Here is a 26,619-nt window from a genome sequence, read left to right as displayed (position 1 = left end):
ATGTCTACAGTAAAAAGGAGAGTGGCGCAAAGCATCCACTCTCCTTTTTACTTGTAAGACCAAAACACAAAGTGGCGCAGCCATTTTGTGTTTTTAAAACCCTTACAGGGTTTGGTTTTTAATTCACAGAAGTGTTGTCACACTTTTGTGAATTGGTATAAAAATGAGCTTCACTAATTTAAGCTTTGATCGCAGTTTTACGAACACCTGATATTTTGGAATTATTGTGCTTAATCTCTTCTTCGGTCAGAGGCACAATATCAATGTGATTAAATAAGGTTGTGACGAAGGTGAATAGTAAAAAAGGTAGAGAGGTTACAACGATCAAACCTACTGCGCCAAAGGAATAAATTGGCTTACTCATTAGCGAAAGTGCTGATGCTAGAGCCAGAAAAATTACACCTAACCAGACAATTACCTGCCCCAAAATATCGCTGAGGGTAAGGGTACAAACAAAGCGGTATTTACCAATGTTATTCATCATAATTAGACCTATCAGGATATTTTTTTAAAGTTTTTTAATTAATTTATTTTGTTAGGGTTCTGCAATTTAATAAAGAACCATTTTTTTTATGGCGCGTCTTGCCGCGCCATAAAAAAAATGGTTCTTTATTTGAATGTTAGATCCTTAGCTCTCAGTATACGAACCGTACTTAAATTTTAGGGTTACGTTTTATTGAGAAAGCTAACCTAATCCCCTATTAATTCACCAAAATTGAGAAGGTTTGCTTAGCAAACCTTCTCAATTTTGGTGAATTAATTTATGTGGGATGAAATTGCGATCGCTATTTCACAAGCAACGGGAGAGAGTTTTACCTGCGATCGCCGCCAAGCGCAGTCTGGCGGCTGCATCAATCAAACAACTCGAATATCCGATGGTCAGCGCCAATTTTTTGTAAAGTCTAATACCGCTAACTGTTTCGATATGTTTGTTGCTGAAGCGATCGCTCTAAAGCAAATGTATGCAACCAATACAATCCGCGTACCACAGCCGATCTGCTGGGGGTTAACCAGTGATGCGGCTTATTTGGTGATGGAAAATCTCGAATTAGGCGGTAGACAAGACTGGGAAGCAATGGGTCGCAATCTGGCTGCAATGCATCGCGTCAAGAGCGATCGCGGATTTGGTTGGGATCAAAATAATGTGATCGGCTCAACGCCACAGATTAATAATTGGACAAATAGTTGGCTAGATTTTTGGATCGAATATCGGCTTGCATTTCAGTTCAGTTTGGCAAGACGAAAAGGTTGGCAATCCAATATTCCTGAAGAAAAAATTTATAAGTCCTTGTCAAGATTTTTTGATGATTACCAACCACAGCCTTCAATGGTACATGGGGATCTTTGGGGCGGAAATGCTGCATTTGTGGATGGCGAACCCGTAATTTTTGATCCTGCTCTATATTTTGGCGATCGCGAAGTTGATCTGGCGATGACCGAATTGTTTAGTGGATTCCCATCGCAGTTTTATCGAGCTTATCAAGCTGCATATCCACTAGATTTAGGCTATCAACAACGTAAAACTCTTTACAATCTCTATCACATTCTCAATCATTTCAATCTCTTCGGTGGCGGCTATGGCTCTCAAGCTAATCGCATGATTGAGACTATTTGCAAATAAAAAGGGCGCTTTAAGGGGATGTGCAATAATAAAGTCCCTGTAAGGGCAGGTTTAGCCACAAGTCAAGGGTTTAACAATAGATTTATTGCAAAACCTGCCCCTACGCATAGGTTTTCTCTTGAAAATCGCCTAAGTTGTTGTTGCTTGCTCGCTTTCGATTAAAGGTGATCGCAAGCATAGATAAATTAAGGCTCCAACTAGTGGGATGAGGGCAATAAATGAAAAAAAGCGATCATCAGTCATGCCGCGCCTATCCATATCGTCACTAAGCAACCAAGGGAACATCAGCGACAACATACAAAAATCTAAACTCATCACATGGATAAATCGGCTAGTTTGCCATTGCTGGATAAAATCAGCCCAATTACCATTAGCGAATCCGTACAGCACAAAATAAATAGCGATCGCGCTAATCCCAATCCCAGCAAAGCGTGAATCTAAAATCTTCACATTCCAGCTTTTTTTACCGACAAATGTAGGATTTGGCTCTCGCAAAGCAAAATAAGGCAACAGTGCGAATGCACCTAAAAAGAATGAAAGTCCTGCAAACGGCCAAGCTGGTATTTTCTGTCCTTGTCCATCGCTAGCCAGCATACAAGCATAAATGCAAGGAAAAACACCCATCAAATTAAAAAGTGCCACAATATAAGCATTAGTACCTTGCCAATCACCTGCAATCAGTTTCTGGATCAGGGTTATGGTGTCAGGGCGATCGGGTGGAGCAAAAATGAATGCATAAACCACAAATAAAATCCAAATTAACCAGAATCCAAGATTATTAGGCATAGATAATTATTCAAAAAGCTAAGAAAACGATGATAGTACAATAGTCAGCATAGATCTGCGATGCTGAGAACAAGCATCCTCTTTACTAACTTTATCAAATCAGGCTATGGACGATCGCACAGAAATATTACGTCAGCTAATGAAGCAAGTTGGTATATCTAGCTTTCAAATACTAGGCGAGCGCACGAACCTATCAAGGCGAGCAATTGATACGCTGCGTAAGAGGGATGCGGCAAATTTAAAATATGCCGATTTAGCGAAGTTAGCGGAAGTACTCCAAATTGAAGTAACAGAGGTAATTGCTAAATTTATCAGTAATACAAGCAATCCAGAATCTCCAAGTTTAGCGATCGCAGCCTTGCGCGAAGAATATCAACGATTGCAGCAAAAACTTGAGCAGCAAAAATTTGAATTGCGATCGCAGTTTGAGCGAGAAACTATTCAACAATTGGAATCTCTAATTTTGCAATTACCATCAGCGGCTCATGCTGCTCAGCAAAACCCAAATATGCTAGCAAAAAATATTTTGCCTCTATTACGTCCTTTGGATGCGCTTTTGCAAAAATGGGGAATTAGTGCGATCGGTTCTGTTGGAAACGAAGTTACTTACGATTCACAGAAACATCAATTAATGGAAGGAAGTCATGAGATCAAAGAAGGAGATACTGCGATCGTGCGATATGTTGGTTATATGCAAGGCGAAAAGTTGTTGTATCGGGCTAGGGTTTCTATCGCAATTTAAAGCATTTTGTGCTTAAACCCAAACCAAGAAATTTTTTAAAAAATTTCTTGTGGTTACCTTGATCGAAAATTGCTGTAAAGAATAATAATATGCCAATCTCTATTGCTTTCATTGCCCATGACACCCAAAAAGCAGACATAGTTGCTTTAGCGCAAAAGCACCAAGCCACACTGTCTCGCTATAATTCTATTGCAACAGCCAATACGGGGAAACAGATTCAAGCCGCGACTGGTCTTCCGATTGAGCTAATGCGATCGCAGCACGACGGTGGGGATATTGAAATTGCTGCTCGTGTCATTGCGGGAGAAGTTGCTGGTGTCATTTGGCTCTTCGATCCCGATCATACTCAACTGCTTGGCTCTAATTTTCTACCTTTGTTGCGGATATGCAAAATCTATAACGTTCCTCTAGCTACTAACATAGCAACAGCAGATGCTGTACTGCAATCGCTAGGTAAGCGCCTTGTCGCCCATCTGATCTTTAATCCAGTGGCAGGACAAGGAAATCCCGATTGGGATCTTGCCATGATTCGTCAAACTTTGGAGCCTCAGATTCAACTGAAGGTGATTTTCACAAAGCCCGATGTTAATCCTGCTGACCAAGCAAAAGCTGCGATCGCGGCAATTCAGGAACGTAAATCGACATCCCCTGACACAGATTTCATCATTGCATCTGGTGGCGATGGCACAATTTCCGCTGTTGCAAATGCTTTGATTGGTACAGGTATTCCCCTTGGTATTATCCCCAGAGGCACTGCCAATGCATTCTCTGTCGCATTAGGAATTCCGACAGAACTAAAGCCAGCTTGTGAGAACATTCTCACGGGCAATACTTGCATTGTCGATGCGGCTCGCTGTAATGATTTTCCGATGATTTTACTTGCTGGTATTGGATTTGAAGCAGAAACTGTCGAACGGGCTGATCGAGACATGAAGAATCTTTTGGGAGCTTTTGCTTATCTGATCGCGGGGGCACAGCAACTTTTAGAACAGAAGCTCTTTGCCGTCGAAGTTGAGATTGATGACTCAATCACTCAATTTCACTGTGGGGCGATGACTATTGCTAATGCAGCACCTCCGACTTCAGTTTTAGCTCAAGGATTTGGAGAAGTAATTCCCAACGATGGGTTACTTGACGTGACAATCGCCATTTCCAAGAATGAAAGTCTCAACCTTTCTGATCGCCTATTAGCGATCGATGTAATCGGCAAGCTATTTACTTCTGCATTAGCCAAAACTCCCATTGAGAACGAAGTCTTGGTCTGCTTCAGAACGAATAAAATTAAGGTTACGGCAACTCCACCCCAAAAAGTGGTAGTGGATGGCGAGATCATTGGGACAACTCCAGTGGAAATAGTATGCATCCCAGACGGATTGACACTTTTTGCTCCATTGGTTAACAACCTGATTCCAGTGAGAAAAGCATCTAAATTAAGTAGCTAGGCAAAATAGAAACACTAATGCTCCCAGAAGGCAAATCGCCCGCTTAGCGGGCGATTTGCCTTCTGGGAGCTTATATAACTGTATTAACTCTAACCCCAAAGAGAGTTGTGGCACGAAGTGCCGCAACTCTCTTTGGGGTTTTGGCTTTGTCCTAATGTCGCTGACTATAGCTATAGATCCACAATTCTAAATATTTTGTAGGTACTTGCGAAAATTAACTTGCTAGGACGTTAAGGAAATGCCAAAATATTGAAGTTAGTACTGGCTGAAATGACTATGCTCGGTAAAACCCTGACTGGGCGCTATAAAATCGTCAAACAACTTGGGGGCGGCGGCTTTAGCCAAACCTTTATTGCCGAAGATGGATATCTGCCCGATCGCCCTACCTGTGTGATCAAGCAACTTAAGCCTGCCTCATCGCAAGCAGATATTTTAAAAATCTCCCGTGAACTATTCGATAACGAGGCAAAGATACTTTATCGATTAGGCAGACATGAATGCATTCCCAGTTTGTTAGCGCACTTTGAAGAAGACGAAGAATTTTTTCTGGCACAGGAATTGATTGAAGGTGATGTATTAACTCAAGAAATTAAGCGTGGTGAATGTTTGGGAGAGCAGTACACGATTGATTTTCTCACAGATATTTTGCACACCCTCGATTTTGTACATCGCCAGCAAGTAATTCATCGCGATATTAAGCCTAGCAATTTGATTCGTCGCACTAGTGACAAAAAAATTGTCTTGATTGATTTTGGTGCAGTCAAAGAAGTTAGCACTCAGCCAATTAGTCAGTTAGGTCATACTTCAAGCTTGGTGATTGGCTCACCTGGATACATGCCGAATGAGCAATATAGCGGCAAGACCATGTTTGCAAGTGACATCTATGCGATCGGGGTGATTGCTATCCAAGCCCTAACGGGAATATTGCCAAACCAAATTCCTGAAGATCCCATTACCAGTGAGTTTTGCTGGCGCGATCACACTAAAGTTACTGCAACATTGGCAGATGTGATTGATAAAATGGTGCGTTTTGATTTTCGTCAACGCTATCAATCAGCCAAAGAAGTCTTGGACGCACTGCAAATTTTATTAATGCAATCTCAAGCTCAGACTATTTTGAGCGAGCTTAAACCGCTAGGAATTGGCAATTTGACCCCGATTGCTAATCCTCCTGAGTTGGCTACTAAGAGCCATAAGGAAATGCTTATCGATGAAGTCTCAGATGACCTTGAGATGAGTGAAGACCCAGTACGAGCAAAGAAACTGGTATGCCTTGTATGTACTGGTATTTTAGAAAACGATCTCAATCGTTTAAACAACTTCAGTTTTGTGGAATTGCTTGAAGATTTATATCAACAATATCCAACTATTGAAGCCTTGAAAGAGAACTTGGTTAAGTCCGTAAAAACTATCTCTGTTCAAAAACAGCGCCAATATTTGATTGTTGCCAAAATAGTTTTTAATGCGGCTTCAAAATTTTATCAGCAATCACCAGTATCTGTTATCGCTGAACCGATAAGTTACTCTCAATTCAATTCAAATCCTCAAATATTTAGTCAGCCACCTGCCTATTTAGCAAATCATCTAGTAATTAATGCAGGTTCAGCGCAACTAATTGCTCCTTTCGATACTTCTCAAAATGGATTAGTAAAAGACCTCCTAAACGAATCTTTGGTTGCAGAATTGCCGTCGGAGCAGCAGTCTGGTTTAACTGAAGATAAATTATTACTGTTCGACGACCCTTATCTAGACGATAACTCTGATATTTATGCATGGGTAGCTCATAACATTGATACAGATGCTCAACAAATGCGTCTAAAAAAGCTTTTGTTTTATACCTATCAAGATGTTTGGGAAAGCGATCTGCGTCAACTAAACAGTATTGACTGGGCAAGTCTATTAAGAGAACTAGTCTCATTTATGCCCACTTTTCTGCAATTGCAAGCTTTACTGCAAGAAGCAGTTCAAAGAGTTTCAAAACCTGCTGAATATGTTGCGATCGGCAATTTGCTACTCACTAAGTTAGAACCCCTTTATCCCGATCGCAATGATGCAAATAATCTAGAAGCGATCGCGCCACCGATCGCTCCAATTATCAATCAATATAGCCTTCCCTTAAACAATCAAGGTCGCAGCAAAATTCCTTTTGATCCACGCATTGCCATCGATTTATTTGATTTGCGATTAGAACTAATGCGATTTACAAGTTCTATGCGTGCAAAAATTTTACTGTTTTCGGTACTTTACTATCCCTTTGATCCCGATCTCGATAATTGGCATGACTTGGGATCGCATCGTCTAGATGGATTGCTACGGCAATTATTTTATGCCTATCCTTCCTTTGAAAAAGCCGAAAAATCTATCTGGCAAATAGCGCGATCGCTAAGTGAACCCAGTGCCTACGATCAAGCTGCTAGTTACATTCTCCAGGTGGTCAAGACTCTATACGATCAGCTTGATGCTAAATCAATGATGCATCCTGTCGAAGGAAATCAAGACCCATCCGAAAATACTGACTTTACACAACCAAGTTCTCTCTCTCGCAGCAATGATGATGACACCTGTCAGTTTGCTTGACATTTTTTATCTACCGCTAAGCCCCTAAGAGAATGGCATAGCTATACAGATTTGCAAAAATCTATAGCTGTCGCCAAGTTTACTAGGAAATAAAACCCAAGAATTGATTAGCGGCGCAAAGCGCCGCAAATCAATAATTAATAAAGGCGGAGCGAAGCTCCGCCTTTATTAATTATTGATTTGTCCTAGCTATCTCTTATACCAATTCACAAAAGTGTGACAACACTTCTGTGAGTTAAAAACCAAACCCTGTAAGGGTTATAAAAACACAAAGTGGCTACGCCACTTTGTGTTTTGGTATTACATTGCTATATATCAGTTTTGCAGCTTTTTCTCTAATTTTTGACTAGCTTGAGATAGGGAGAAACAGAACATCCAATAGATTAAGGCGACAAATAGATAAACTTCAGCGTAGCGACCGATAAACTCTGGCTGCGATAAGACAGTGCGGGAAACTCCCATCAAATCTACTAGACCGACGATCGCAACCAGTGAAGTATCTTTAAATAAACCAATGAATTGACCAACGATCGCAGGGATCGAAGCTTTGAGAGCTTGAGGTAGAACAATTAAAGTGATCGTTAAGGGGATATTCAATCCCAATGCTCTAGCAGCTTCCGCTTGCCCCTTAGGAAGTGACTGCAAGCCACCACGCACATTTTCGGCAAGATAAGCCGCGCTGAAAAACACAAAAGCCGCGATCGCCCTCAAAACGCGATCGATTTCTAAACCTGCGGGTAAAAACAGAGGCAGCATAACTTGCGCCATAAACAGAATGCCAATTAGTGGCAGTCCTCGTACAACTTCAATATAGAAGACACAAAACCATTTGATTAAAGGCAATGTACTCTGTCTTCCTAATGCAAGTAAAACTCCTAATGGGAAAGAAAAAACAATCCCTGAGATTGCCACAATCAGAGTCAAAACTAGTCCATTCCAAGCATTGACATCAACAGCAGTTAGTCCCAGATTGCCCCCAATCAGCCATATAGAAATTGGCAAAGATAAAAGCCATGCGATCGCCAAAACCAAGGAACTTGATTCAAATCGTTTGGATTGTTGACCGATCACAAAACCAAGGGCGATCGCACCGCTAATTGCTAGAGTCAAAATTTTCGATATGCCATCTACAGGCAGTAAGATTGCAAGGGCAACTGATAACGAACTAATGCCGATCGCTACTGTGCGACTAAATCTGCCCCATAGTCCCCAAGAGATTCCTGCGAGACTTCCTGCGATCGCTAAAACACCCCATAATCGCCAAAACTCTTCTACAGGATAAAGTCCTACTAAAAACAGTCGCAAATTACTGCTCACCACCGACCATTGAGCTTGAGTCGTTGCCCAAAGCCAGACATTGCTTACAAACAGATAAAGCAAATAAAGGCAAGCAACTGTTAGTAAGCTATTAAACCAACTACTAAATAGATTTATTTTTGCCCATTGCCAAGGGCTTTGAGATCTTAGTGGTGGTATTGCAACTGGATTTTGCGTCATAGGGCGGCATCTATAAAAGAGCTTAAATGAACTTAAGGACGACATGATTTACATATCGTCCTTAAGATTATGCACTTTTATCACAAAAAAGAAGAGAGGCGATTTGCGCCTCTCTTCTTTTTATTTAGAATTCTCAGAAGCAGGATCGCCCTTGTAAGGCTGCTCACCTGTGGCAGGGAAATCGTCTTTACTTGGGGTGAAAATTTTGGCGATCGCATCGCTCACATATTCCACCATATTCGTTAGTTTCTTTACAAGACCGTTCATACTGATCACCCTCAAAGGAATCTCTAGAGAACTTGACTTAGGATTTAATTCAGGTTTTTCCTGACTTGTGTATATTTTAATACCAAATATTGTTAGCGATCGCTGATTTTAATCTGGCTTAACAATTGTTTGAGTTTCGACACAGGTTTTTAAAAACACAAAATGGCTACGCCACTTTGTGTTTTGGTATTAGAGCGTGTTTGAGAAGTCTCCTTGCTTGCATAAATTTCTGCTTTTACCCCCATTAATCCTTGTAAAGAGGGAGTTAGAGGAGGTAAAAAAACTTCTCAAACACGCTCTTAATCTAATGGCAAAGAAGGGGTGCTATTGCTAGCTTCTTCGATGTCAATTGATTCAATGCTTTGTAGTTGTTTAGAAATTTGCATTTCCAGACTGCGTAGGGGGGCTTGGCTATTGCTCCGCTTCCCTCTCGACTCTAATATGATCCGCTTCCCAGTTAAGAAGTTCCGACTATCAGTAATTTTATTGCCATTAACTCGATCATAAGAATTGATGTCTTCGCCAATACAAACTAACTCTTGAGAATTCCGATCAATCCAAAAACGATGAATGGTCTGCATGGCTTCCCGACTACCGCGCAATTGATATAGAACTAAAATTCCATCATTAATTTCAACTCTGATATGTGAGCCATTTTCTGTCCCCATTACTCCGCCACAGCTCGCACAAAGCAATATTTTAGATGCATAAGCAAGCTTTTGCCAACCTGATAGAGTTGAGAGTAAAACCTGTAGCGATCGCTTTCTATTTGTATCAGTCCCCGATTGAATGAGTTTTAAGACCATATCGGACTGCCCATCGCCATTCAAATCACCTAGAGTCTGCTGCTCTACGATCCAGCCGTCAGGAATTAATCCCTGATAGCTTGCGATCGCAGCTTCTGTTTGCTCTGGCGACTTTTGCTCAATCCACCAATTTCTCAGCAACCTGTTTCGCCCTGCTGTAACGACATATAGCAGATCTCCATTTTGATTGACAAACACATATCGGCAAGGCGCTTCACCCGTACCAGAGCAATCCTCAATTTCTATATATCCGCGATCGAATATTGCTTTAACTACAGTACTTCTCAAGTTGCTCTTAACATTTGGATTAGGGTTCCAACCTTGTTCAATGATGACTTGACGCGCTTCGCCATAGATCATTCCTTTTCGGAGTGGTAAATCTTGAGATTTATTGGTCGAGCTTGCAAGGATAACTTGAGGCTTTTCTGTACTTTTACTATTGATGCGATCGCCTTCAGTTGAAATCGCAGGACTCGAATAGCCAATTACGGCTAATCCAATGAAACCAGTAAGAATACTTGTTGCGATCGCAGAGGGATCGTAATCAAATCTCCAATTTTTCATGCTGCTAAACATCCTAACTAAAATTTAAAGAGAAAAAACAACGGACGAATCTAGTTGTCAAGAATCGAACAAGCATCATTTGTATTGATCGATATCTGTTTGCGAATCTCTAACCATCGCTTTTTTTCAGCTTCTGGACTCAGATGCAGATCGGCTTGCAAAGCATGATATTCAGCAATTGCAGTGGCGATGCGATCGAGCGATTGGCTGGTATATGTACCTGAAGAATCGTCATAGTCATCAAATCTTGGCACACCGACTAGCTCCTTGCTTGAGCATTGCAAACGCGAATAAAACCTTGTCAGCTCTTTTGCCACAACTTCATGAATTACTTTCCATTCGCGCCAACGATCTCGTATGCCTGACTCTGCATATCCAAACTGAGCATCAAGCTTTTTATAGTAAAACAAATCTGTATAAGCAGTTACGATGCGATTCTGATAATGAGTCTGACCGTCACCTGCCATGTAAATTGTAGAATTAGGAACTTGAAAAATCCTAGGCGTATATGTGAACGGTTCTCTCGTCTTTGATGCTTTCCAATATTTGTACTGCCACAACTGTTGGGTCAGATGCCAACATCCATCACGATGCTCAAAGACATAAGCTTCTGGGTTTCCATACGTTCTGACAAGTGTTCCATCTCCATCTTTCTTGTCGTTCAGAAATTCGGCTCTGACATAATTCACGCGAAATGTTTTAGCATTGATCCTTTGAAAGTCCAGTTTTAATCGATTCTTTAATAGCTCAGCATCGCCAAGAAATGGTATTAAAGAACCCATGACATATTTATTGCCGATCGCCCCTATTTTAAAAATCACGTAATTTTTGTTAGAGATCGTCATCAAAAGCCTACTAGGATTTTGATAGTCGCGAATTTCGACTTCTGGCGAAATATATTTCTCTGTTTCTAAAGAGCCGTGCACAAACTGCTCAAAAAAGCTTTTGAAATCGTCAGGCGAGCATTGCGCGATCGCTGTTTTTTTAGAAGAACCTACTTTTGAGACTTGACCCCTTGCAATCGGAATGCGATCGGGCGCAATCACATTTTGACTTTCAGACAAACTTTTTGGTTGCTTCTGTTGTTTTGGAGGAGCGACTATTGGGGCATAAAGTATAGATGCTTCAGGCAGCAAGAACAGCACCAGCATGATTATTTGCACAAAATTCATACAGAGTTAGCCTTAAAGCAATAGCGGTCAAGTTGAGAAATAAAGACTTACATTTTTACATTTTTGTTGCGCTCACTTTTTCTAGATCTCTCAACAGAATAATTAATCCCAACGTATTGAGGCGGGCTGCGCCCGCCTCAATACGTTGGGATTTAGTTGCTTGAATGTCTCTAAGGATTTAGAATTTCGAGCTGTGTCTAGCTAATTTTTAAGGGATAAATTGAGTCAGACGATACCAAATCTTAAAATTTATTATTATATTGGGACAGTTTTGGGGGAAAATGTACCTGATTGAGTACAAAAATTTTCTAAGCAATTGTAACTATGGTCGCTGCACCCTCGAAACCTCAAACCCTTGAGACACTCTGCATTAACTCCATCCGCTTTTTATCGATCGATGCGGTCGAAAAGGCAAAATCTGGTCACCCCGGTCTGCCGATGGGCGCAGCACCAATGGCTTTTGTGCTGTTTGATCAGTTTTTAAAATTTAATCCAAAAAGTCCTAAATGGGTTGATCGCGATCGTTTTGTCTTGTCCGCAGGCCATGGCTGCATGTTGCAATACTCATTGCTGCATCTAACTGGTTATGACAGTGTACCTCTAGACCAAATCAAGCAATTCCGTCAGTTCGGCAGTGCTACCCCCGGACATCCTGAAAACTTTGAAACCGCAGGTGTTGAAGTTACCACAGGCCCTCTCGGTCAAGGTGTTGGTAATGCCGTAGGTTTAGCGATCGCTGAAGCACATTTGGCTGCGCGTTTCAACAAACCTGGTCACAATATCGTTGACCACTATACATATGTCATTCTTGGTGATGGCTGCAACATGGAAGGGATTGCTTCTGAAGCAGCTTCCTTGGGCGGACACCTCAAGCTCGGCAAGCTGATCATGATGTATGACAGCAACAGCATCTCCATCGATGGCAGCACCGATCTCGCATTTACTGAAAATGTCGGTATGCGTTACGAAGCTTATGGCTGGCATGTCACCTATGTTGCCGATGGTAACGAAGACTTAGATGCGATCGCTAAAGCACTCGCAGAAGCTAAATCCGTCAAAGACAAGCCTAGCTTGATTGTTGTTACCACCACCATCGGTTACGGTTCTCCCAAAAAAGCTGGTACAGCTGGCGTTCACGGTGCTGCACTTGGTACTGATGAAGTTGCCGCAACCCGCGCTAACCTTGGTTGGGAATATGAGCCTTTTGAAGTTCCTGCCGATGCACTTGCACGCTTCCGTCAAGCGATCGACAAGGGTGCTAAAGCTGAAGCTGAATGGAATGAGCGCTTTGCTGCTTACGAAAAAGCCTATCCTACTGAAGCTGCTGAATACAAGCGGATCATGGCTGGCGAACTTCCCGAAGGATGGGAAAAAGCTCTTGAGCCTGTTGCCCAAAAGGAAACCTCAACCCGTTTGCTCTCCGAAGCTTGCTTGAATGCATTGTCTCCTGTTCTTCCCGAATTCCTCGGCGGTTCATCGGACTTGGCTCACTCCAACATGACCTATGTGAAGGGTTTGCCTGACTTCCAATACGGTTCTTATGAAGGTCGTAACTTCCGCTTTGGTGTTCGTGAACATGCGATGGGCGCAATCATGAACGGCATGATTTTACATGGCGGCACAATTCCTTACGGTGCAACCTTCCTCGTATTTGCTGACTATATGCGCGGCGCAATCCGCTTGTCGGCATTGTCGGAAGTTGGTGTGCTATACATCATGACCCACGACTCTGTAATGCTCGGTGAAGATGGGCCTACTCACCAACCAGTCGAAACCCTCGCTTCTATGCGCGTAATTCCTAATCTTTTGGTATTGCGTCCTGCTGATGCTAAGGAAACTGTTGGTACTTATCAAGTTGCGATCGCTAACCGCAAGCGTCCATCTTTGATGGCTTTCACTCGCCAAAACGTTAAGAATTTGGCTGGTACTTCCATCGAAGGAACCAAGAAGGGCGGTTACATCGTTGTTGATGCTCCAAACCCTGAGTTGATCTTCATCGCGACTGGTTCAGAAGTTGCGCTTGCTGTGGGTGCTGCTGAAGTCTTGGCTGCTGAAGGTAAGGCTGTACGTGTAGTTTCCATGCCTTCGATGGAACTCTACAACGAACAATCCGATGAGTACAAAGAATCCGTACTTCCTGCTGCTGTTAAGAAGCGCGTCAGTGTTGAAGCTGGCAGCACTTTTGGTTGGCACAAGTATGTCGGTTCTGAAGGCGCAGTAGTTGGTATGGATACCTTTGGTATTTCCGCACCAGGTCCTATTGCCTATGAGAAGTTTGGCTTCACAGTTGATAATGTGGTTGCAACTGCTCGTAAGGTTCTTGGTTAATTAACCTCTCGCAAAAAAGCCTGCACTTGGTGCAGGCTTTTTTGCATATATAGCTCACACCAAGTTAAAACCCAAGAAATTGATTGGCGGCGCGAAGCGCCGCCAATCAATTTCTTGGGTTTTAACTTGTCCTACAGCAGTTGTTGATCAAATCCTCCATAAAAAGGGTCGCAGGGCGAAGCCCCGCAATGGGTTTTATATTTTTAGCTGTGGGGGGGTGAAAGCAAATTGCTGTAAGTAAAGCTTACATTGCTATAAAACGTGAAATTTTAAAGCTCATGGGTTTCTAAATAGTCTTGAATCCACTTGTTGCCCAACTCCATCAGATGTGCTAGATCGAAATCCCATAAAATGATCTTTCCATTAACACTAGCTGAGACAATTGTCTCACCATCAGCGCTAAAGCAAACACTCTTCACCGCCGATTGATGACCTTGGAGAGTTAAGAGTTCTTTCCCATCAAGGCTCCAGATTTTGACAGTGCGATCGCTACTGCCTGATGCTAAGGCATTACCATCAGGACTAAAACAAACACTTCTAACTTCAGCAGTATGTTCATTTAAGGTTTGCAGCAATTTGCCATCAAGGTTCCATAATTTAACACTGCCGTCTTTACTGCTACTGGCAACAGTCAGACTGTCAGGACTAAAGCAAACACTATAAACATCTCCAGTATGACCATTCAAAGTATTCAACAATGTTCCATCCCAATGCCATAGTTTCACAGTTTTATCTTGGCTTGCTGTCGCTAACATGTTGCCGTCAGGACTAAAACAGACTTGATAAACAGCATTAGCATGACCGAATAATGTATGTATCCATTCTCCTTCTTTATTCCATAACTTGACTGTGCAATCAGCACTAGCAGAGGCAAATAGCTCACCATCACTACGGTAGGCTACACTATAAATCGCTGATTCATGTTCGTTATATATACTTTTAAGCAAGATACCTTTATTATTCCAAATCTTGATAGCGCGATCGCTACCAACAGATAGTAAAAATCGATTGTCTGGACTGAAGCAGACACTATGTACACTCTCTTTGTGTCCTTCGAGAGAGGCAATCAATTTAGCATTAGCTAGCCAAATTTTAATTGTGAAATCGCTACTAGCAGAAGCAATAAATCGACTGTCAGAGCTGACAGCGATGCAGTTTACCTCATCTGTATGCCCAATTAGACAGGGTAAGGAGTTACCCTTGGTGCGCCAAAATTTGATGGTTGTATCTTGGCTCCCCGTAATCATCTTACTGCCATTGGCATTAAAGTTAATGCTATGGACACCACCTTTATGTCCATATATGGTTTGCTTTAAATTACCTTTGACATCCCAAATTTTAATCGTGCGATCATTGCTAACTGAAGCTAGAGATTTGCCATTAGGGAGGAATTTTACTCCTAAAACCTTATCAGTGTGACCTTCAAGAGAAGTAATTAGATTCCCTTCCATATTCCAAAGTTTAGCATCGTGACCACGGCTTACAGATGCAATAATCCGCCCAGACGGAGAAATATCAATATCTTCTATAAATCGATCATGGGCTTTAATAGTTCTTATAAGAGTTCCATTGACATTCCAAATAATCAGTAATTGATCTGCACTACCTGTAACTATACGCTCTCCATCAGGACTAAAGCAGAGACAAGTTATCCATTTACTATGTCCGCCAGTGAAGGTATTAAATGCAGTACCATCGTCGCGCCATAGTCTAATTTTGGCATCTTCGCCACAGGAGGCAAATATGGCATCGGTGGGGCTAAACTTTACTGCCAAGACTGGTGCTTGATGATCCTTTAGGATTTGGATCGGCTGATCGACGAACAATTTTGTATATCGATCCATTTTCCAAAGCCTAATCGTACCATCACGACTAGCTGAGACAAGATGTTGTTCAGTACGACTAAAACTTAGGCTAGTAATCCAGTTTGTATGTCCACTTAGGGTTTGTTTGAGGTTGCCCTTAATATCCCAAATTTTAATTGTGCGATCGCTACTTCCAGATGCAATGAGATGATCATTTGGCGCGATCGCAATGCAGGTAACGGTATTTAGATGTCCTGCAAGATGATTATATTCGCGCACATTGTAAACAGCTTGGTGCAGAGCGCTAATCCCATGCATTCTGAGGCTCGCTCTTTCGCCAGTGGAATTTTCTAAGTCCTGTAACTGCTGACCTGCTTCCATGGACTCTAAGAGCGCTTCAAATTGTTGATTGAGGATAAATGTCGCCTTAGCAGAGGCACTTTTGAGAACAACTTCAGCTTGCGTTAAGCTAGCTTGTAGTCTTTGCTGCATCTCCACCAACCTAACCTTAGCTTCTTGCTCCGCCTCCAAAGTTTTTTCTAGTCGTCGTTTTGCTGCCATAAGAATTTGATTTGCTTCAGCTTGGGCAAAGAGAGCTACTTCCACTTCTCTTTTCTCAAGGTCTTGACTAGCCGAAAAAAATTGGTAGTCATGATTACTCAAATTCTTATCTGCCGACCATAACAAAGCATCTTGTAATGCTTGTCCTCGCAACAATCGTGACTCATCTTGATAGTCAGAATCCATCCAAGCTTTGAATGATTCACCATATGGACGTAAATTGGCTAAAGCTTGGTTTACCCAATTTTGATTAAAAATTGCCGCATAAACTGGGTTATAAACTCTTAGTTTTCCTTCGCGTTTGACGACTAGTCCTGTAATCCGCAACTCAGTTTGTTCAGGCGTATCATCGGCAATAATTCCGCATTCGAGCTTGTTCAAAGATGGCTCGGAAGCCAAAATTTGTTGGTACAATCCGAGAAGTCTTCCTTGACGGTTTTCACTGCTCCAGAGAATGCGATCGCGAATTGTTTTGAAATGCTCAGGTTGATCTTGGATTTCCCAGTTCTCAACTAGGCGCGATCGCACTAAATTATTCACCCAGACAAGTTCATGGTTTGGCGGGATCGATTCGGGTGAATTTAGGATGATTTGACAGAGTTTTTGGGTGAGAAATGGTTGCCCACCTGTATAGGCTAGGATTGCTTTGATGACAGCGACGGGATTTTGAGACTTTGTCAATATGCCTCGCATTAGAGGTTTTGCTTCCTTTAGCTGAAAGCCCCTTAGCTCAATCGCTCGACCGATGTTAAACGGAGTGCGTTGCTTATCGCGGATCAGGTCAGCAGGGGTCGCGACCCCAAAGAGGGCAAAGGTTAAGCGATTATAGGCAATGCGATCGGCACGACGATTAAATAATTCTCGAATCAATGCAAAAAAATCATCAACGGCAAAATTCAAGCTGAGGATACTATCAATTTCATCAACAAACAGAATTACTGGCGAAGAGATTTTTTTGAGTAACCCTTCATCTAAGAACTTCCCAAAGCGTTGTACTGGAGATAGTAAGTGATTCCGTTCCCACCATTCCTCCAAATCAAAGGAATCATACAAGCTAAGGCTACTGATAATGCTATCAATTAGCCCCGCATACCACTGCTCTGGTGTAATGTCAGATGTACCGATCGCCGTAATATCGATCGCCGCGCAGGCAAAATCCTCCTCTTGCAGTCGTTTCATCGTGCGGACTCGAAGACTAGACTTCCCCATCTGCCGCGAATTGAGAACATAACAAAATTCTCCAGATTTCAAGCTTTCATAAAGATCATTATCAGCTTGCCTCGCTACATAGGTAGGTGCGTCAACAGATAGACTTCCGCCAACTTGATATAGATAATTTGTAGTTCTTTCCGCAAGCATCGTTTACCTAACAAATTGTATAGAGAATGCGGCGCGAAGCGCCGCATTCTCTATGGATTTATTTTAGATTGTTGAAATATTTGTTGAAAATATTGATAATATAGTGCACACATCGGAACCACCTGATTACCGACTAGCTTCACTAAACCAATACTTCGTAATTTAAAAGTTATTTGACTATCTAACTGTAAAGGACGAGAGCCTGTAACCAATTCTTTATATGCTTCAAACAGCTCAGAATCTTCTTTTAAGTTGCCAAGTTGGCGACGAAGATGGTTACCATAAATCCCCTCTTCGGTAGGAGATGATTGTAGTAAACTTTCCCAGTCTATTCGCCCTCTCGCAATTTGATAAAGTGCTTGTCTAACCAAATATGGATGTCCACCAGTAAGCATTAGCAATTGTTTTATCTGAGTTGGCTGCCAATCTAGTTGGTGTCGCTGAACTAAATCTGCAATTTGCTCCAAAGTCAATTCAGGTAATTCAATCGGTACGCCTACATTAAAAGGTGACTGATTGATATTTAAGGGGATATAGACTTCTTTTGAATGAACAATTACTAATCTCAGCTTTTTCCAAACATCCTCATTTTTTGCCTTTTCATGCCAAGCTCTTAGTAAACCAAAAAAATCAGAAGCGATTTTAGGATATTGGAAGATTAAATCTACTTCATCCAGTCCTAAAACTAAGGGAGTTTCCTTTGCGGCAAGTAAGTAACGCTGAAAATATTTTGTACACTTGTTTTTACTGCCTAGAACTCCTTGCCAGTATTGCTCCAAATTGTCATCTAGATCTAATTCCAAGGCAATACTCGCACAAAACCATTTTAGAAATAAATCTAGATCATCAAATATATCGCTATCCGCTTGCTGAAAATATAAATGCGCGACTTGATATTCTTTATGTTTGGCATAAGCTAGAGTACGCGATAACAAAGATGATTTACCCATTTGTCGAGGCGCTTTAATCCGAATTAGTGAACCTGCTCTCAGCATGGTTTCTAGGCAGTCTTTTTCAATGGGAGGTCGCTGAATGTAAAAACGAGAACCTATTTCTATTTGACCATCAGGCTCTTCCAATTGGAATTTCTTTTGCTGTTTTGGTGGAGGGCTAGAAATAGTTGTCGCTGCCTTGGCATTGCGGAGAAGGTTCTCTATTGCTAGCAGAGCCTCTGTCGCATCATAATATCTTTGGCGGTAGTCATATCGCACCATTTTGTCAATGATTGCTGCCAACCCTGAATTAATTTTAATGTTGACCTTAGCACCAGCCAAGGAGCAGCTATACTCGTTTTGAAGATCCTTCGGCAATTCTTTAAATGAAAGCCCCGTGAAAGCTTGCAAGCATACTAGCCCCAAGGCATAGACATCGCTGCAAAATTTGGGTTGACCCGCTAATTGCTCATTGGGCATGTACATCAAGGAGCCAACAACAACACTACGAGTCTGATTCTCTTCTTCGATAAATCTCTCTAATGAGTCTGGGCTTATAGCTTTGACTGCTCCAAAGTCAATTAGTACTATTTTGCGATCGCTACGACGGCGGATCAAGTTAGCAGGTTTGATATCTCGATGAATTACTTGACAGCTATGCACAAAAGCTAATATTTGCAAAATATCTCTTAAGCCAGAAATCAGCTTTAATTGATCCCATTGCTTACCAGCACCAATCTCAGATTCTAAGGTCTCACCTTCAATAAACTCTTGGACTAGATAGAATTCGCCATCTTGCTCAAAGTGGGCAAATAGTCTGGGAATCTGATCATGAATTCCTAAATCATTTAATGTTGCAGCCTCACTATCAAATAAACGTTTGGCGATCGCTAGTTCTTGAGGTTTAAGTAATTGGAGCTTTAGTTGCTTAACCACACAAGCAGGCTGATTTGGCATTTGCAAATCCTGAGCTAAAAATGTCTGCCCAAAACCACCACCACCAAGAGGTTTTACAATTTTATATCTGCCTGCAAGAATTGCTTCAGAATAGGTCATGGTGGTTGCAGTCAATCTAAAGTTTTAAATGCCATTTATTTTCATAATACAACGAACCTCAATTTAATGAGAATTTCTTCAGGCATACACTTAAAAAGGCGGAGTCTTTTTGATAGCTTAAGATCCTTTCAGGGATTAATTTTTCTTGTTCTAAAGTGTAGTCATACTTTAGAGCAAAAGTATTATACCAAACCGCAAAATGGCTACGCCATTTTGCGGTTTTAAAACTCTTTCAGGGTTTGTTTTTTAATTCACAAAAGTATCGTCACACTTTTGTGAATTGGTATTATTTGTATAGATTTTTATAAATCATCACCATATAAATTTGCCTTGATGAAAGTATGTCAGCGGTGGAGTTTCATCAAAACAAATTTTGTTATTTTCAGTGCCTGCGGCACTGAAAATAACAAAATTTGTTTCACAATGAGAATTGCTCTGATAGCTTCTAGAGGAGATTGATATTCTCTTGGATAGATGATGCGGAAGCATGGAGTGAGGCAATTTCCTCATCTGTAAGCTCCAGTTCGATCACCTTTTCAACACCTTGTCGCCCTAACTGTACGGGGACTCCCATAAATATATCTTTTAAGCCATATTCACCTGTGAGATGAGCAGCAGCAGGAAAAATTCGATGCCGATCGCTAATGATTGCTTCGACCATAACGTAGGCGGCAGCCGATGGCGCAAAATAAGCACTACCATTTTGCAACAACTTGACTATTTCTGCACCTCCATTGCGAGTTCGCTCTACTAATCGGACGATCGCCTCCTGTGACAATAGCTCAGTAATCGGAACACCGTTCACTGTTGATAGGCGTGGCAAAGGAAGCATCAAATCACCATGTCCACCCAAAACGGTTGTATAGATATCCGCAGTGGATATGCCTAATTCCATCGCAATAAAAGTTTGAAATCTAGCAGCATCTAAAACTCCAGCCATCCCAACTACTCTTTGAGGAGGTAAACCACTGACTTGCCATGCTAGGTAAGTCATTACATCTAAAGGATTAGAGACAATGAGCAAAATTGCAGAAGGAGATAGAGCGATCGCCTTCTGCACAACATCCTTAACTATGCCTGCATTAATCCTGAGCAGATCATTACGACTCATTCCCTCTTTGCGTGGTATGCCTGCGGTGATGACAATCACATCCGAATCTTTGGTGTCGCTGTAGTCATTAGTGCCGATAATTTGGCGATCGAGATTGGAAATTGTATGTGCCTGTGCCAGATCAAGGGCAATTCCTTGCGGTTTCCCTTGGACAATATCGCATAATACAACGTCAGCTAAATTTTGCTTGGCGATGCGTTGCGCTAACATGCCGCCGACATTACCAGCACCGATGACAGTGACTTTAGGTGATCGATAATCTTGTATTTGCATTGGCATAATTCCTTCTATTGGGAAACATGAAATTTACTGTAGTAATAAAGCAGTGCTTCTGCTCTTCCCTTCTTGGTTGTCACGTTGTATGACTCCAGATAAGCATTAATTAGCTCTGGGTTTCGTCCATCATGATAGAGATATACTTGATAATTACCACTCTTCCAAACTGAAGGCTGACTACGAGGCAGATCTTGTGCCGTTAACCGTAAAACTGAACCTGTTTTCTTGTTTTTCTGAATCCAATATTTTTGTAATACATTTTTCTGATCTCGACAAATCATGACAAAAAAACTGGTGCTTTCAGCAAAGTCTTGGAGATCAGATTTGGCAGGACATGATGCGAAAAGACTCTTAGCAGGTAAATCTTGAATCGGCTTACGGATTGTGACTTTTCCAGTTTTTGGTATAGGAGTTGAGAACTCATAGTCACGGGTAAAAGCGTCATCAGCGATCGCGAATGGTTGATAGCTTGCAATTAGCAAAGTGCCAAACAAACTGCTAAACAAACTGCCAAAAATTAAATCTAAGCAGTTTTTTGTTTTCATGTTTTTTCTCCTAATTTAGGGGCTTATACCAAAACACAAAATGGCGTAGCCATTTTGTGTTTTGAAAACCCTTACTGGGTTTGTTTTTTAATTCACGAAAGTTTTGCCACACTTTTATGAATTGGTATTACACAAAATAACCGATCCCAAAAATATGGCGGCGGGCAAAGCCCGCCGCCATATTTTTGGGTTTTATAAGTCAGCGCCAAGCACAGCCTTTAAATTAAAACTTAATCGTGCGTCGATGGGCGGCAACAGACTCCGCCAAGCCGATCGCCATGAAATTAGCAAGTAATGCTGATCGTCCATAACTGAGCCAAGGCAAAGGAATCCCCGTCACAGGCGCAACATTGATATTCATGCCGATATTGACAAAGGTTTGAAATAGGACGAAGGAAAACACGCCGATCGCTAGTAGTGATCCGAAATTATCCCGCGCATTTACTGCAATTACCAGTAAGCGCCAGCAAATTCCTACAAACAATAACAAAACGCATACACAACCAAAAAAGCCAAACTCTTCGCCGATCGCTGAAAAGATGAAATCAGTATGCTGCTCAGGAATAAAATTTAACTGTGTTTGTGTACCCTTGAGCCAACCCTGACCAAATAGTTGCCCAGCTCCGATCGCAATTTTGGACTGAATGACGTGATATCCAGCTCCGAGAGGATCTTGATTAGGATCGATAAATAGTAATAGGCGCTTCTTTTGATAATCATGGAGAATATTCCATAATAAAATTCCTGCTTGTCCAGACACCAAATTGACTACCACAGCAATTACAGTACTGACAATCCGAAACCAAGGTAATGAGACCCAAGCCGCCACACCCATCAAAATCACCCATACAATCCATGCGGGTAAATAAATCGAAAACAGGACTGCCGAGACAATGGGTGAAAATATTAGTAATAGCCAACCCAAGCTGGCTCCAGCCCAATAGAGCATTCCAATCGTGATCGCTGCAAATATCAGAGATGTGCCAAGGTTGGGTTGCAAAAAGATCAAAATCCAAGGCGGTACGGTTACCCAAGCGACTTTAAATGCATCAATCGGACTCTGAATCGGGCGATCGTGCATCACGGCTGCTAAAGAAATAATTATGCCTACCTTGGCAAATTCCGAAGGCTGAATATTAAAGCCACCGATCGTAATCCAGCGCTCAGCCCCAAGAGCCGTTGTACCAATAAGCAGCACCAAAACCAAAGATATATTGGTGATCGCGTAGGTAAACCAATGTAATCGCAATAATTGATCGTAATGAAAACGGGCGATCGCAAACATAGCTACCAAGCCTACGCCACCTGTCACCCAATGTTGCCACCACACAGCATTCTGAGAGCGAAAGTCAGAGCTGTAGATGGCAATGCCACCTAAAATCATCAATAGAATCGGGAAAATTAGCAACAACGGATCGGCATCGCGCCACTCACGTTTGATATTTTCCCAACTGGGTAGTTCTAAGCCTTTTACGATCATAAACGCAGATAATTTTGCATCAGTTCTTATTATGTATCTTAAATTCCCAGATTTGTAGCTCTTGATCTTTTGTCTTGATATCAGTTCCCAAAAGTGCACTAGTACATAAAACCCAAGAATTGATTGGCGGTGCAAAGCACCGCCAATCAATTCTTGGGTTTTGATTTTGTCCTAACACAAACGGCGAAAGCTACAAAAGCACAAAATGGCAATGCCATTTTGTGCTTTTGTATTACGGGATGCTCTACTGAATAAACCTCCCCTTGATCGTCTATGCAATGGCATACTGAAGGTAACAAACAGGTATGCAAATCACTAATGCATCTGCGCTAAACCTTGTAATAACCCTATCTACCTTTATTTCTAGGCAGGACAACCTAATCAATGCTGATGTATACAGTTGAAATCACCCTCAAAAATAACCCGATCGCCTTGTCTGTACAGCGCAAGGAGCAAGAAAATGCTGAGGCGCTATATCGTGAAATTGCTAGCGCGATCGCTGATGGTAATACCAAAATCTTGGAATTAACCTGCGAAAAACAAGAAGGCAAAAAAGTTTCAGTACTTGTTGGCGAGATCTCCGCCGTACAGGTTTCTGAGAAATCAGGGGCTTCTGCGAATATGGGCGCAGGCTTTATCCGTGGCTAATCATTAAATATTTATGTCGCACGCTGCGCGTGCGACATAAATGTTCGTATCTTCTGTAATTACCTGCAATTAATAATGCCCACTGATCAATCTGTAACCACCGCCATAAGTGTTCGCGATCTTAATTTTGCGTGGGCATCGGGCGAAACCGTCCTCGATCACTGCAATTTATCTGTCCCAAAAGGGGAATTTTGGATGCTGTTGGGTACTAACGGCAGTGGTAAATCAACTTTACTCAGGCTCCTAGCAGGCTTGCTCAAACCTAAGTCTGGCGATATTGAGATCGGTGCTCGCATTGGATTTGTATTCCAAAACCCCGATCATCAATTGGTCATGCCTACCGTTGGCGCAGATATTGCTTTTGGCTTAGCGTCAGAAAATCTTTCCTACATAGAAACTTTGCATCGAGTTAAAGAATCACTTAGCGCTGTTAACCTAGAGCAAATGATTCGCCGCCCCATCTACGCTCTTAGTGGTGGTCAAAAGCAGAGGGTTGCGATCGCAGGTGCGATCGCGCGTCATGCCGAGATTTTATTGCTAGATGAACCCACGGCTTTATTAGATGGCGAAAATCAGCTTGATCTTGTCGCTTCAGTCCGCGATTTGGTCAAACAAAAAAATCTCACAGCTCTATGGGTAACTCATCGTTTGAATGAGCTTGACTATGCTGATGGCGCATTTTTATTAGAGCGTGGTCAGGTCATCGACAAAGGCGATCCGATGCGTCTAAAGCAAGTACTACTAGAAAAAAGTTAGATTTAATAATGCGTGCGAAGAAAGCATCATTGAATTTTGGCTTAATTTAATTTGCATTTTACAGAAAATAAAATGGAAGAACAGCAAAATTTTCTTTACGAATACACTAAGTTTTGCCTAGAGCAAGCTCAGCATGGAGTCGATACTCTGGGAACCAAGCTTTCAGGTGTCATGGAAATTAGTGCTTTGTTATTGCTGGGTCTGTGTGTTACCTCCACTTTTCAAATCTATGTTAAGCCAGAACAGGAAAATCTTTACTTTGTCTATTTGAGTCTCAAGCTTTCAGCATGTGTGGCTCTAGCGATCGCGATCGCCTTTGCGGTACTTGGGCTATATCCACGCAAAGTCTCGACAACGGGGCTTTCTCCTGAAGTATTGATGCAAAAAAATGAAAGCTTGCAAACTGCGATTACGAATACATGGATGCAGCAAATTGAGGATTTACAAACTTATAAAACTGAGCGTACAGTTTTTTTGCGCAAGGCAATGATCTCACAAGGCATTGGAATTGCGATCGCCTCTCTTGCGACTACCGATGCTTTTATGATGGCGATTAGTTCTAGGTAATAATACAAATTTCTGAAAGAGTGATTAATCCCAATTTCCAAAAGTGCGCCGACACTTTTGGAAATTAAAAAACAAACCTAGTAAGGGTTTTAAAAGCACAAAATGGCGTAGCCATTTTGTGCTTTGGTATTAAGTACAAACAAACTTCTAGCGGAAGAGTTTGGTGTCGAGAATTTCGCTTTAATGATGCATTCTCCACTCTTGAGTTCTGGGGAATAAAGCTGAACCTTTACGCTATCCTAGACAATGCAGATCTCGCTGGAGTGACCGCAGTACAAAACTGGATTAAGAAAGAAAACAACTGGTATAGACGCATGGCAAAAGTAAGTAGTGCTGAGCAATTATTAGAGCAGTACAACCAAGGCGATCGCAACTTTGAAGGCTCTGACTTAGATGGAGCTAACTTAAGTGGATTAGTGTTAAAAGAGATTAATTTGAGTAGAGCTAGTCTCAGAAAAGCCGATCTCACAGGTGCGGATCTTAGCTCTGCACTTTTGTTTCAAGCAGATCTCTCAACCGCAATTCTCAATAGAGTTGAGTTAAGTCGGGCAAATCTTACGGGGGCAAATCTTAGCCGTTCACTTTTGACAGGTGCAAATCTTCATAAAACCATATTGCTTAAAGCTTCTTTAAATGGGGCAATTCTGTTAAATGCTAAGTTAACCCAAGCTAGACTTCGGGAAGCAGACTTAAGTGAAGCGAATCTCAACAGTGCAGATTTATCCGAAGCCGTAGCAACTGAAGCAAAGTTTGTCGGTGCAAAATATAGCCTTAACACCAAATTCCCAGTGGGTTTCGATCCTATAGTTGAAGGTATGCAAACCGATTAGGACTCAGCAATTTGTTGACGCGATCGCACTAACATTCCATGCTTCGGCGCAAAAATCATCGCCGTTAGAAATAATAAGGTTTGCAAAACGACGATACAGCCGCCCGTAGAGCCATCAATGTGATAACTGATGTAAGTTCCCATCACACTGGAAAACATTCCTGATGCCATCGCAATCAACATCATATGGTCAAAGCGATCGCTTAATAAATAGGCAGTTGCGCCAGGAGTGACTAACATGGCTACTACGAGAATAATCCCCACTGTCTGAAGTCCAGCAACAGCCGTGAGGGATAACAAAGACAGGAGAACGTAATAGAGAAACGTTGTATTTAAACCGATTGAACGAGCATGGGTGACATCAAAGCAAAACAGGACTAAATCTTTGCGTAAAAGTGCGAGTGTTACTAAGGTAATGACGCTAATGATTACGGTCTGGAGGATATCGCTATCACCGATTCCGAGAACATTGCCAAAGAGAATATGACCTAAATCAACTGTACTTTTAACTTTGGAAACTAACACAATCCCGAAGGCAAATAGTCCTGTAAATACCAATCCAATTACTGTATCTTCTTTAATGCGAGTGTTGGATTTGATAAATCCGATCGCCATGACCGAACCCACACCAAACACAAATGCACCGATCGCAAAGGGAATATTCATCACATAGGCAAGTACCACACCTGGGAGTACAGCATGGGAAACTGCATCTCCCATGAGCGCCCATCCCTTCAAGATCATGAAGCAAGATAGCGCCGAACAGACAACACCGACTAAGGCACTCACCCAGATTGCCTTGACCATAAACCCATAATGCAAGGGTGCTGTAAACCAATTCACTAATTCCATTTGGATTATTCCTGCTAAACTACCTAATTTCGTGTGGTTG

The 26,619-nt window shown here is 41.8% G+C and carries 21 protein-coding genes; 9 read left to right on the top strand and 12 right to left on the bottom strand.

From position 1 onward, the window contains the following. Positions 1 to 178 precede the first annotated feature (178 nt). On the bottom strand, positions 179 to 481 hold the full coding sequence (locus CQ839_RS00735; RefSeq protein WP_181016061.1) for a hypothetical protein: 303 nt from the start codon (positions 479 to 481) through the stop codon (positions 179 to 181). Positions 482 to 763: 282 nt separating this feature from the next. Between CQ839_RS00735 and CQ839_RS00730 the strand changes: the two genes are divergently transcribed. Next, positions 764 to 1,621 carry a fructosamine kinase family protein gene (locus tag CQ839_RS00730; protein ID WP_103666368.1) on the top strand — a complete coding sequence of 286 codons (858 nt, stop codon included), beginning with the start codon at positions 764 to 766 and terminating at the stop codon, positions 1,619 to 1,621. 129 nt (positions 1,622 to 1,750) lie between these two features. Here the strand turns inward: CQ839_RS00730 and CQ839_RS00725 are convergent, their stop codons facing one another. Beyond that, complete coding sequence (locus CQ839_RS00725) at positions 1,751 to 2,407, bottom strand: DUF2834 domain-containing protein (protein WP_103666367.1); 657 nt, start codon at positions 2,405 to 2,407, stop codon at positions 1,751 to 1,753. 106 nt (positions 2,408 to 2,513) lie between these two features. Between CQ839_RS00725 and grpE the strand changes: the two genes are divergently transcribed. The 3 genes from grpE to CQ839_RS00710 all read left to right on the top strand — a co-directional run bounded on the left by grpE (position 2,514) and on the right by CQ839_RS00710 (position 7,168). Beyond that, positions 2,514 to 3,149, top strand: coding sequence for a helix-turn-helix transcriptional regulator (gene grpE, locus CQ839_RS00720; protein ID WP_103666366.1), 636 nt, complete (start codon positions 2,514 to 2,516; stop codon positions 3,147 to 3,149). 89 nt (positions 3,150 to 3,238) lie between these two features. Then, complete coding sequence (locus tag CQ839_RS00715) at positions 3,239 to 4,591, top strand: methylglyoxal synthase (RefSeq protein ID WP_103666365.1); 1,353 nt, start codon at positions 3,239 to 3,241, stop codon at positions 4,589 to 4,591. A 249-nt stretch (positions 4,592 to 4,840) separates the two neighbouring features. Next, positions 4,841 to 7,168 carry a serine/threonine-protein kinase gene (locus tag CQ839_RS00710; RefSeq protein WP_219817701.1) on the top strand — a complete coding sequence of 776 codons (2,328 nt, stop codon included), beginning with the start codon at positions 4,841 to 4,843 and terminating at the stop codon, positions 7,166 to 7,168. A gap of 315 nt (positions 7,169 to 7,483) precedes the next feature. Here the strand turns inward: CQ839_RS00710 and CQ839_RS00705 are convergent, their stop codons facing one another. From CQ839_RS00705 to CQ839_RS00695, 4 genes are all read right to left on the bottom strand, one after another. Further along, positions 7,484 to 8,665, bottom strand: a complete 1,182-nt coding sequence (locus CQ839_RS00705) for an amino acid ABC transporter permease (protein WP_103666364.1) — start codon at positions 8,663 to 8,665, stop codon at positions 7,484 to 7,486. 120 nt (positions 8,666 to 8,785) lie between these two features. Beyond that, positions 8,786 to 8,932, bottom strand: coding sequence for a hypothetical protein (locus CQ839_RS24915; RefSeq protein ID WP_181016039.1), 147 nt, complete (start codon positions 8,930 to 8,932; stop codon positions 8,786 to 8,788). A 299-nt stretch (positions 8,933 to 9,231) separates the two neighbouring features. After that, complete coding sequence (locus tag CQ839_RS00700; protein ID WP_103666363.1) at positions 9,232 to 10,302, bottom strand: hypothetical protein; 1,071 nt, start codon at positions 10,300 to 10,302, stop codon at positions 9,232 to 9,234. Between the two features lie 50 nt (positions 10,303 to 10,352). Further along, positions 10,353 to 11,474, bottom strand: a complete 1,122-nt coding sequence (locus tag CQ839_RS00695; protein ID WP_146048665.1) for a hypothetical protein — start codon at positions 11,472 to 11,474, stop codon at positions 10,353 to 10,355. Positions 11,475 to 11,798: 324 nt separating this feature from the next. Between CQ839_RS00695 and tkt the strand changes: the two genes are divergently transcribed. Next, positions 11,799 to 13,802 carry a transketolase gene (tkt, locus tag CQ839_RS00690; RefSeq protein WP_103666361.1) on the top strand — a complete coding sequence of 668 codons (2,004 nt, stop codon included), beginning with the start codon at positions 11,799 to 11,801 and terminating at the stop codon, positions 13,800 to 13,802. A 269-nt stretch (positions 13,803 to 14,071) separates the two neighbouring features. Here tkt and CQ839_RS00685 read toward each other — a convergent pair whose 3' ends face one another. The 5 genes from CQ839_RS00685 to rodA all read right to left on the bottom strand — a co-directional run bounded on the left by CQ839_RS00685 (position 14,072) and on the right by rodA (position 22,927). After that, positions 14,072 to 17,527 (bottom strand): AAA-like domain-containing protein, encoded by a 3,456-nt coding sequence (locus tag CQ839_RS00685; protein WP_103666360.1) that lies wholly within the window; start codon positions 17,525 to 17,527, stop codon positions 14,072 to 14,074. 50 nt (positions 17,528 to 17,577) lie between these two features. Next, entirely contained in the window at positions 17,578 to 19,515 is a 1,938-nt protein-coding gene (locus tag CQ839_RS00680; RefSeq protein ID WP_103666359.1) for an AAA-like domain-containing protein, read from the bottom strand. A 445-nt stretch (positions 19,516 to 19,960) separates the two neighbouring features. Then, complete coding sequence (mdh, locus tag CQ839_RS00675) at positions 19,961 to 20,905, bottom strand: malate dehydrogenase (protein ID WP_103666358.1); 945 nt, start codon at positions 20,903 to 20,905, stop codon at positions 19,961 to 19,963. 8 nt (positions 20,906 to 20,913) lie between these two features. Continuing rightward, complete coding sequence (locus CQ839_RS00670; protein ID WP_103666357.1) at positions 20,914 to 21,447, bottom strand: hypothetical protein; 534 nt, start codon at positions 21,445 to 21,447, stop codon at positions 20,914 to 20,916. A 223-nt stretch (positions 21,448 to 21,670) separates the two neighbouring features. Next, positions 21,671 to 22,927 carry a rod shape-determining protein RodA gene (gene rodA / locus CQ839_RS00665; protein ID WP_103666356.1) on the bottom strand — a complete coding sequence of 419 codons (1,257 nt, stop codon included), beginning with the start codon at positions 22,925 to 22,927 and terminating at the stop codon, positions 21,671 to 21,673. Positions 22,928 to 23,317: 390 nt separating this feature from the next. Between rodA and CQ839_RS00660 the strand changes: the two genes are divergently transcribed. From CQ839_RS00660 to CQ839_RS00645, 4 genes are all read left to right on the top strand, one after another. Continuing rightward, a complete protein-coding gene (locus tag CQ839_RS00660; RefSeq protein WP_103666355.1) occupies positions 23,318 to 23,575 on the top strand; it encodes a hypothetical protein in 258 nt (85 codons plus the stop codon). Positions 23,576 to 23,650: 75 nt separating this feature from the next. Beyond that, positions 23,651 to 24,331 (top strand): ABC transporter ATP-binding protein, encoded by a 681-nt coding sequence (locus CQ839_RS00655; RefSeq protein ID WP_103666354.1) that lies wholly within the window; start codon positions 23,651 to 23,653, stop codon positions 24,329 to 24,331. Between the two features lie 72 nt (positions 24,332 to 24,403). Beyond that, complete coding sequence (locus tag CQ839_RS00650; RefSeq protein ID WP_103666353.1) at positions 24,404 to 24,898, top strand: hypothetical protein; 495 nt, start codon at positions 24,404 to 24,406, stop codon at positions 24,896 to 24,898. Positions 24,899 to 25,161: 263 nt separating this feature from the next. Beyond that, positions 25,162 to 25,728 (top strand): pentapeptide repeat-containing protein, encoded by a 567-nt coding sequence (locus CQ839_RS00645; protein WP_258040579.1) that lies wholly within the window; start codon positions 25,162 to 25,164, stop codon positions 25,726 to 25,728. On the opposite strand, the gene CQ839_RS00640 is transcribed toward CQ839_RS00645, so the two are convergent. Then, complete coding sequence (locus CQ839_RS00640; RefSeq protein WP_103666352.1) at positions 25,725 to 26,579, bottom strand: metal ABC transporter permease; 855 nt, start codon at positions 26,577 to 26,579, stop codon at positions 25,725 to 25,727. The two genes, CQ839_RS00645 and CQ839_RS00640, sit on opposite strands and share 4 nt — an antisense overlap. Positions 26,580 to 26,619 lie beyond the last annotated feature (40 nt).

The sequence above is a fragment of the Pseudanabaena sp. BC1403 genome, from assembly GCF_002914585.1.
Lineage (GTDB): Bacteria > Cyanobacteriota > Cyanobacteriia > Pseudanabaenales > Pseudanabaenaceae > Pseudanabaena.
This window is presented reverse-complemented; position numbering and strand designations above follow the sequence as displayed.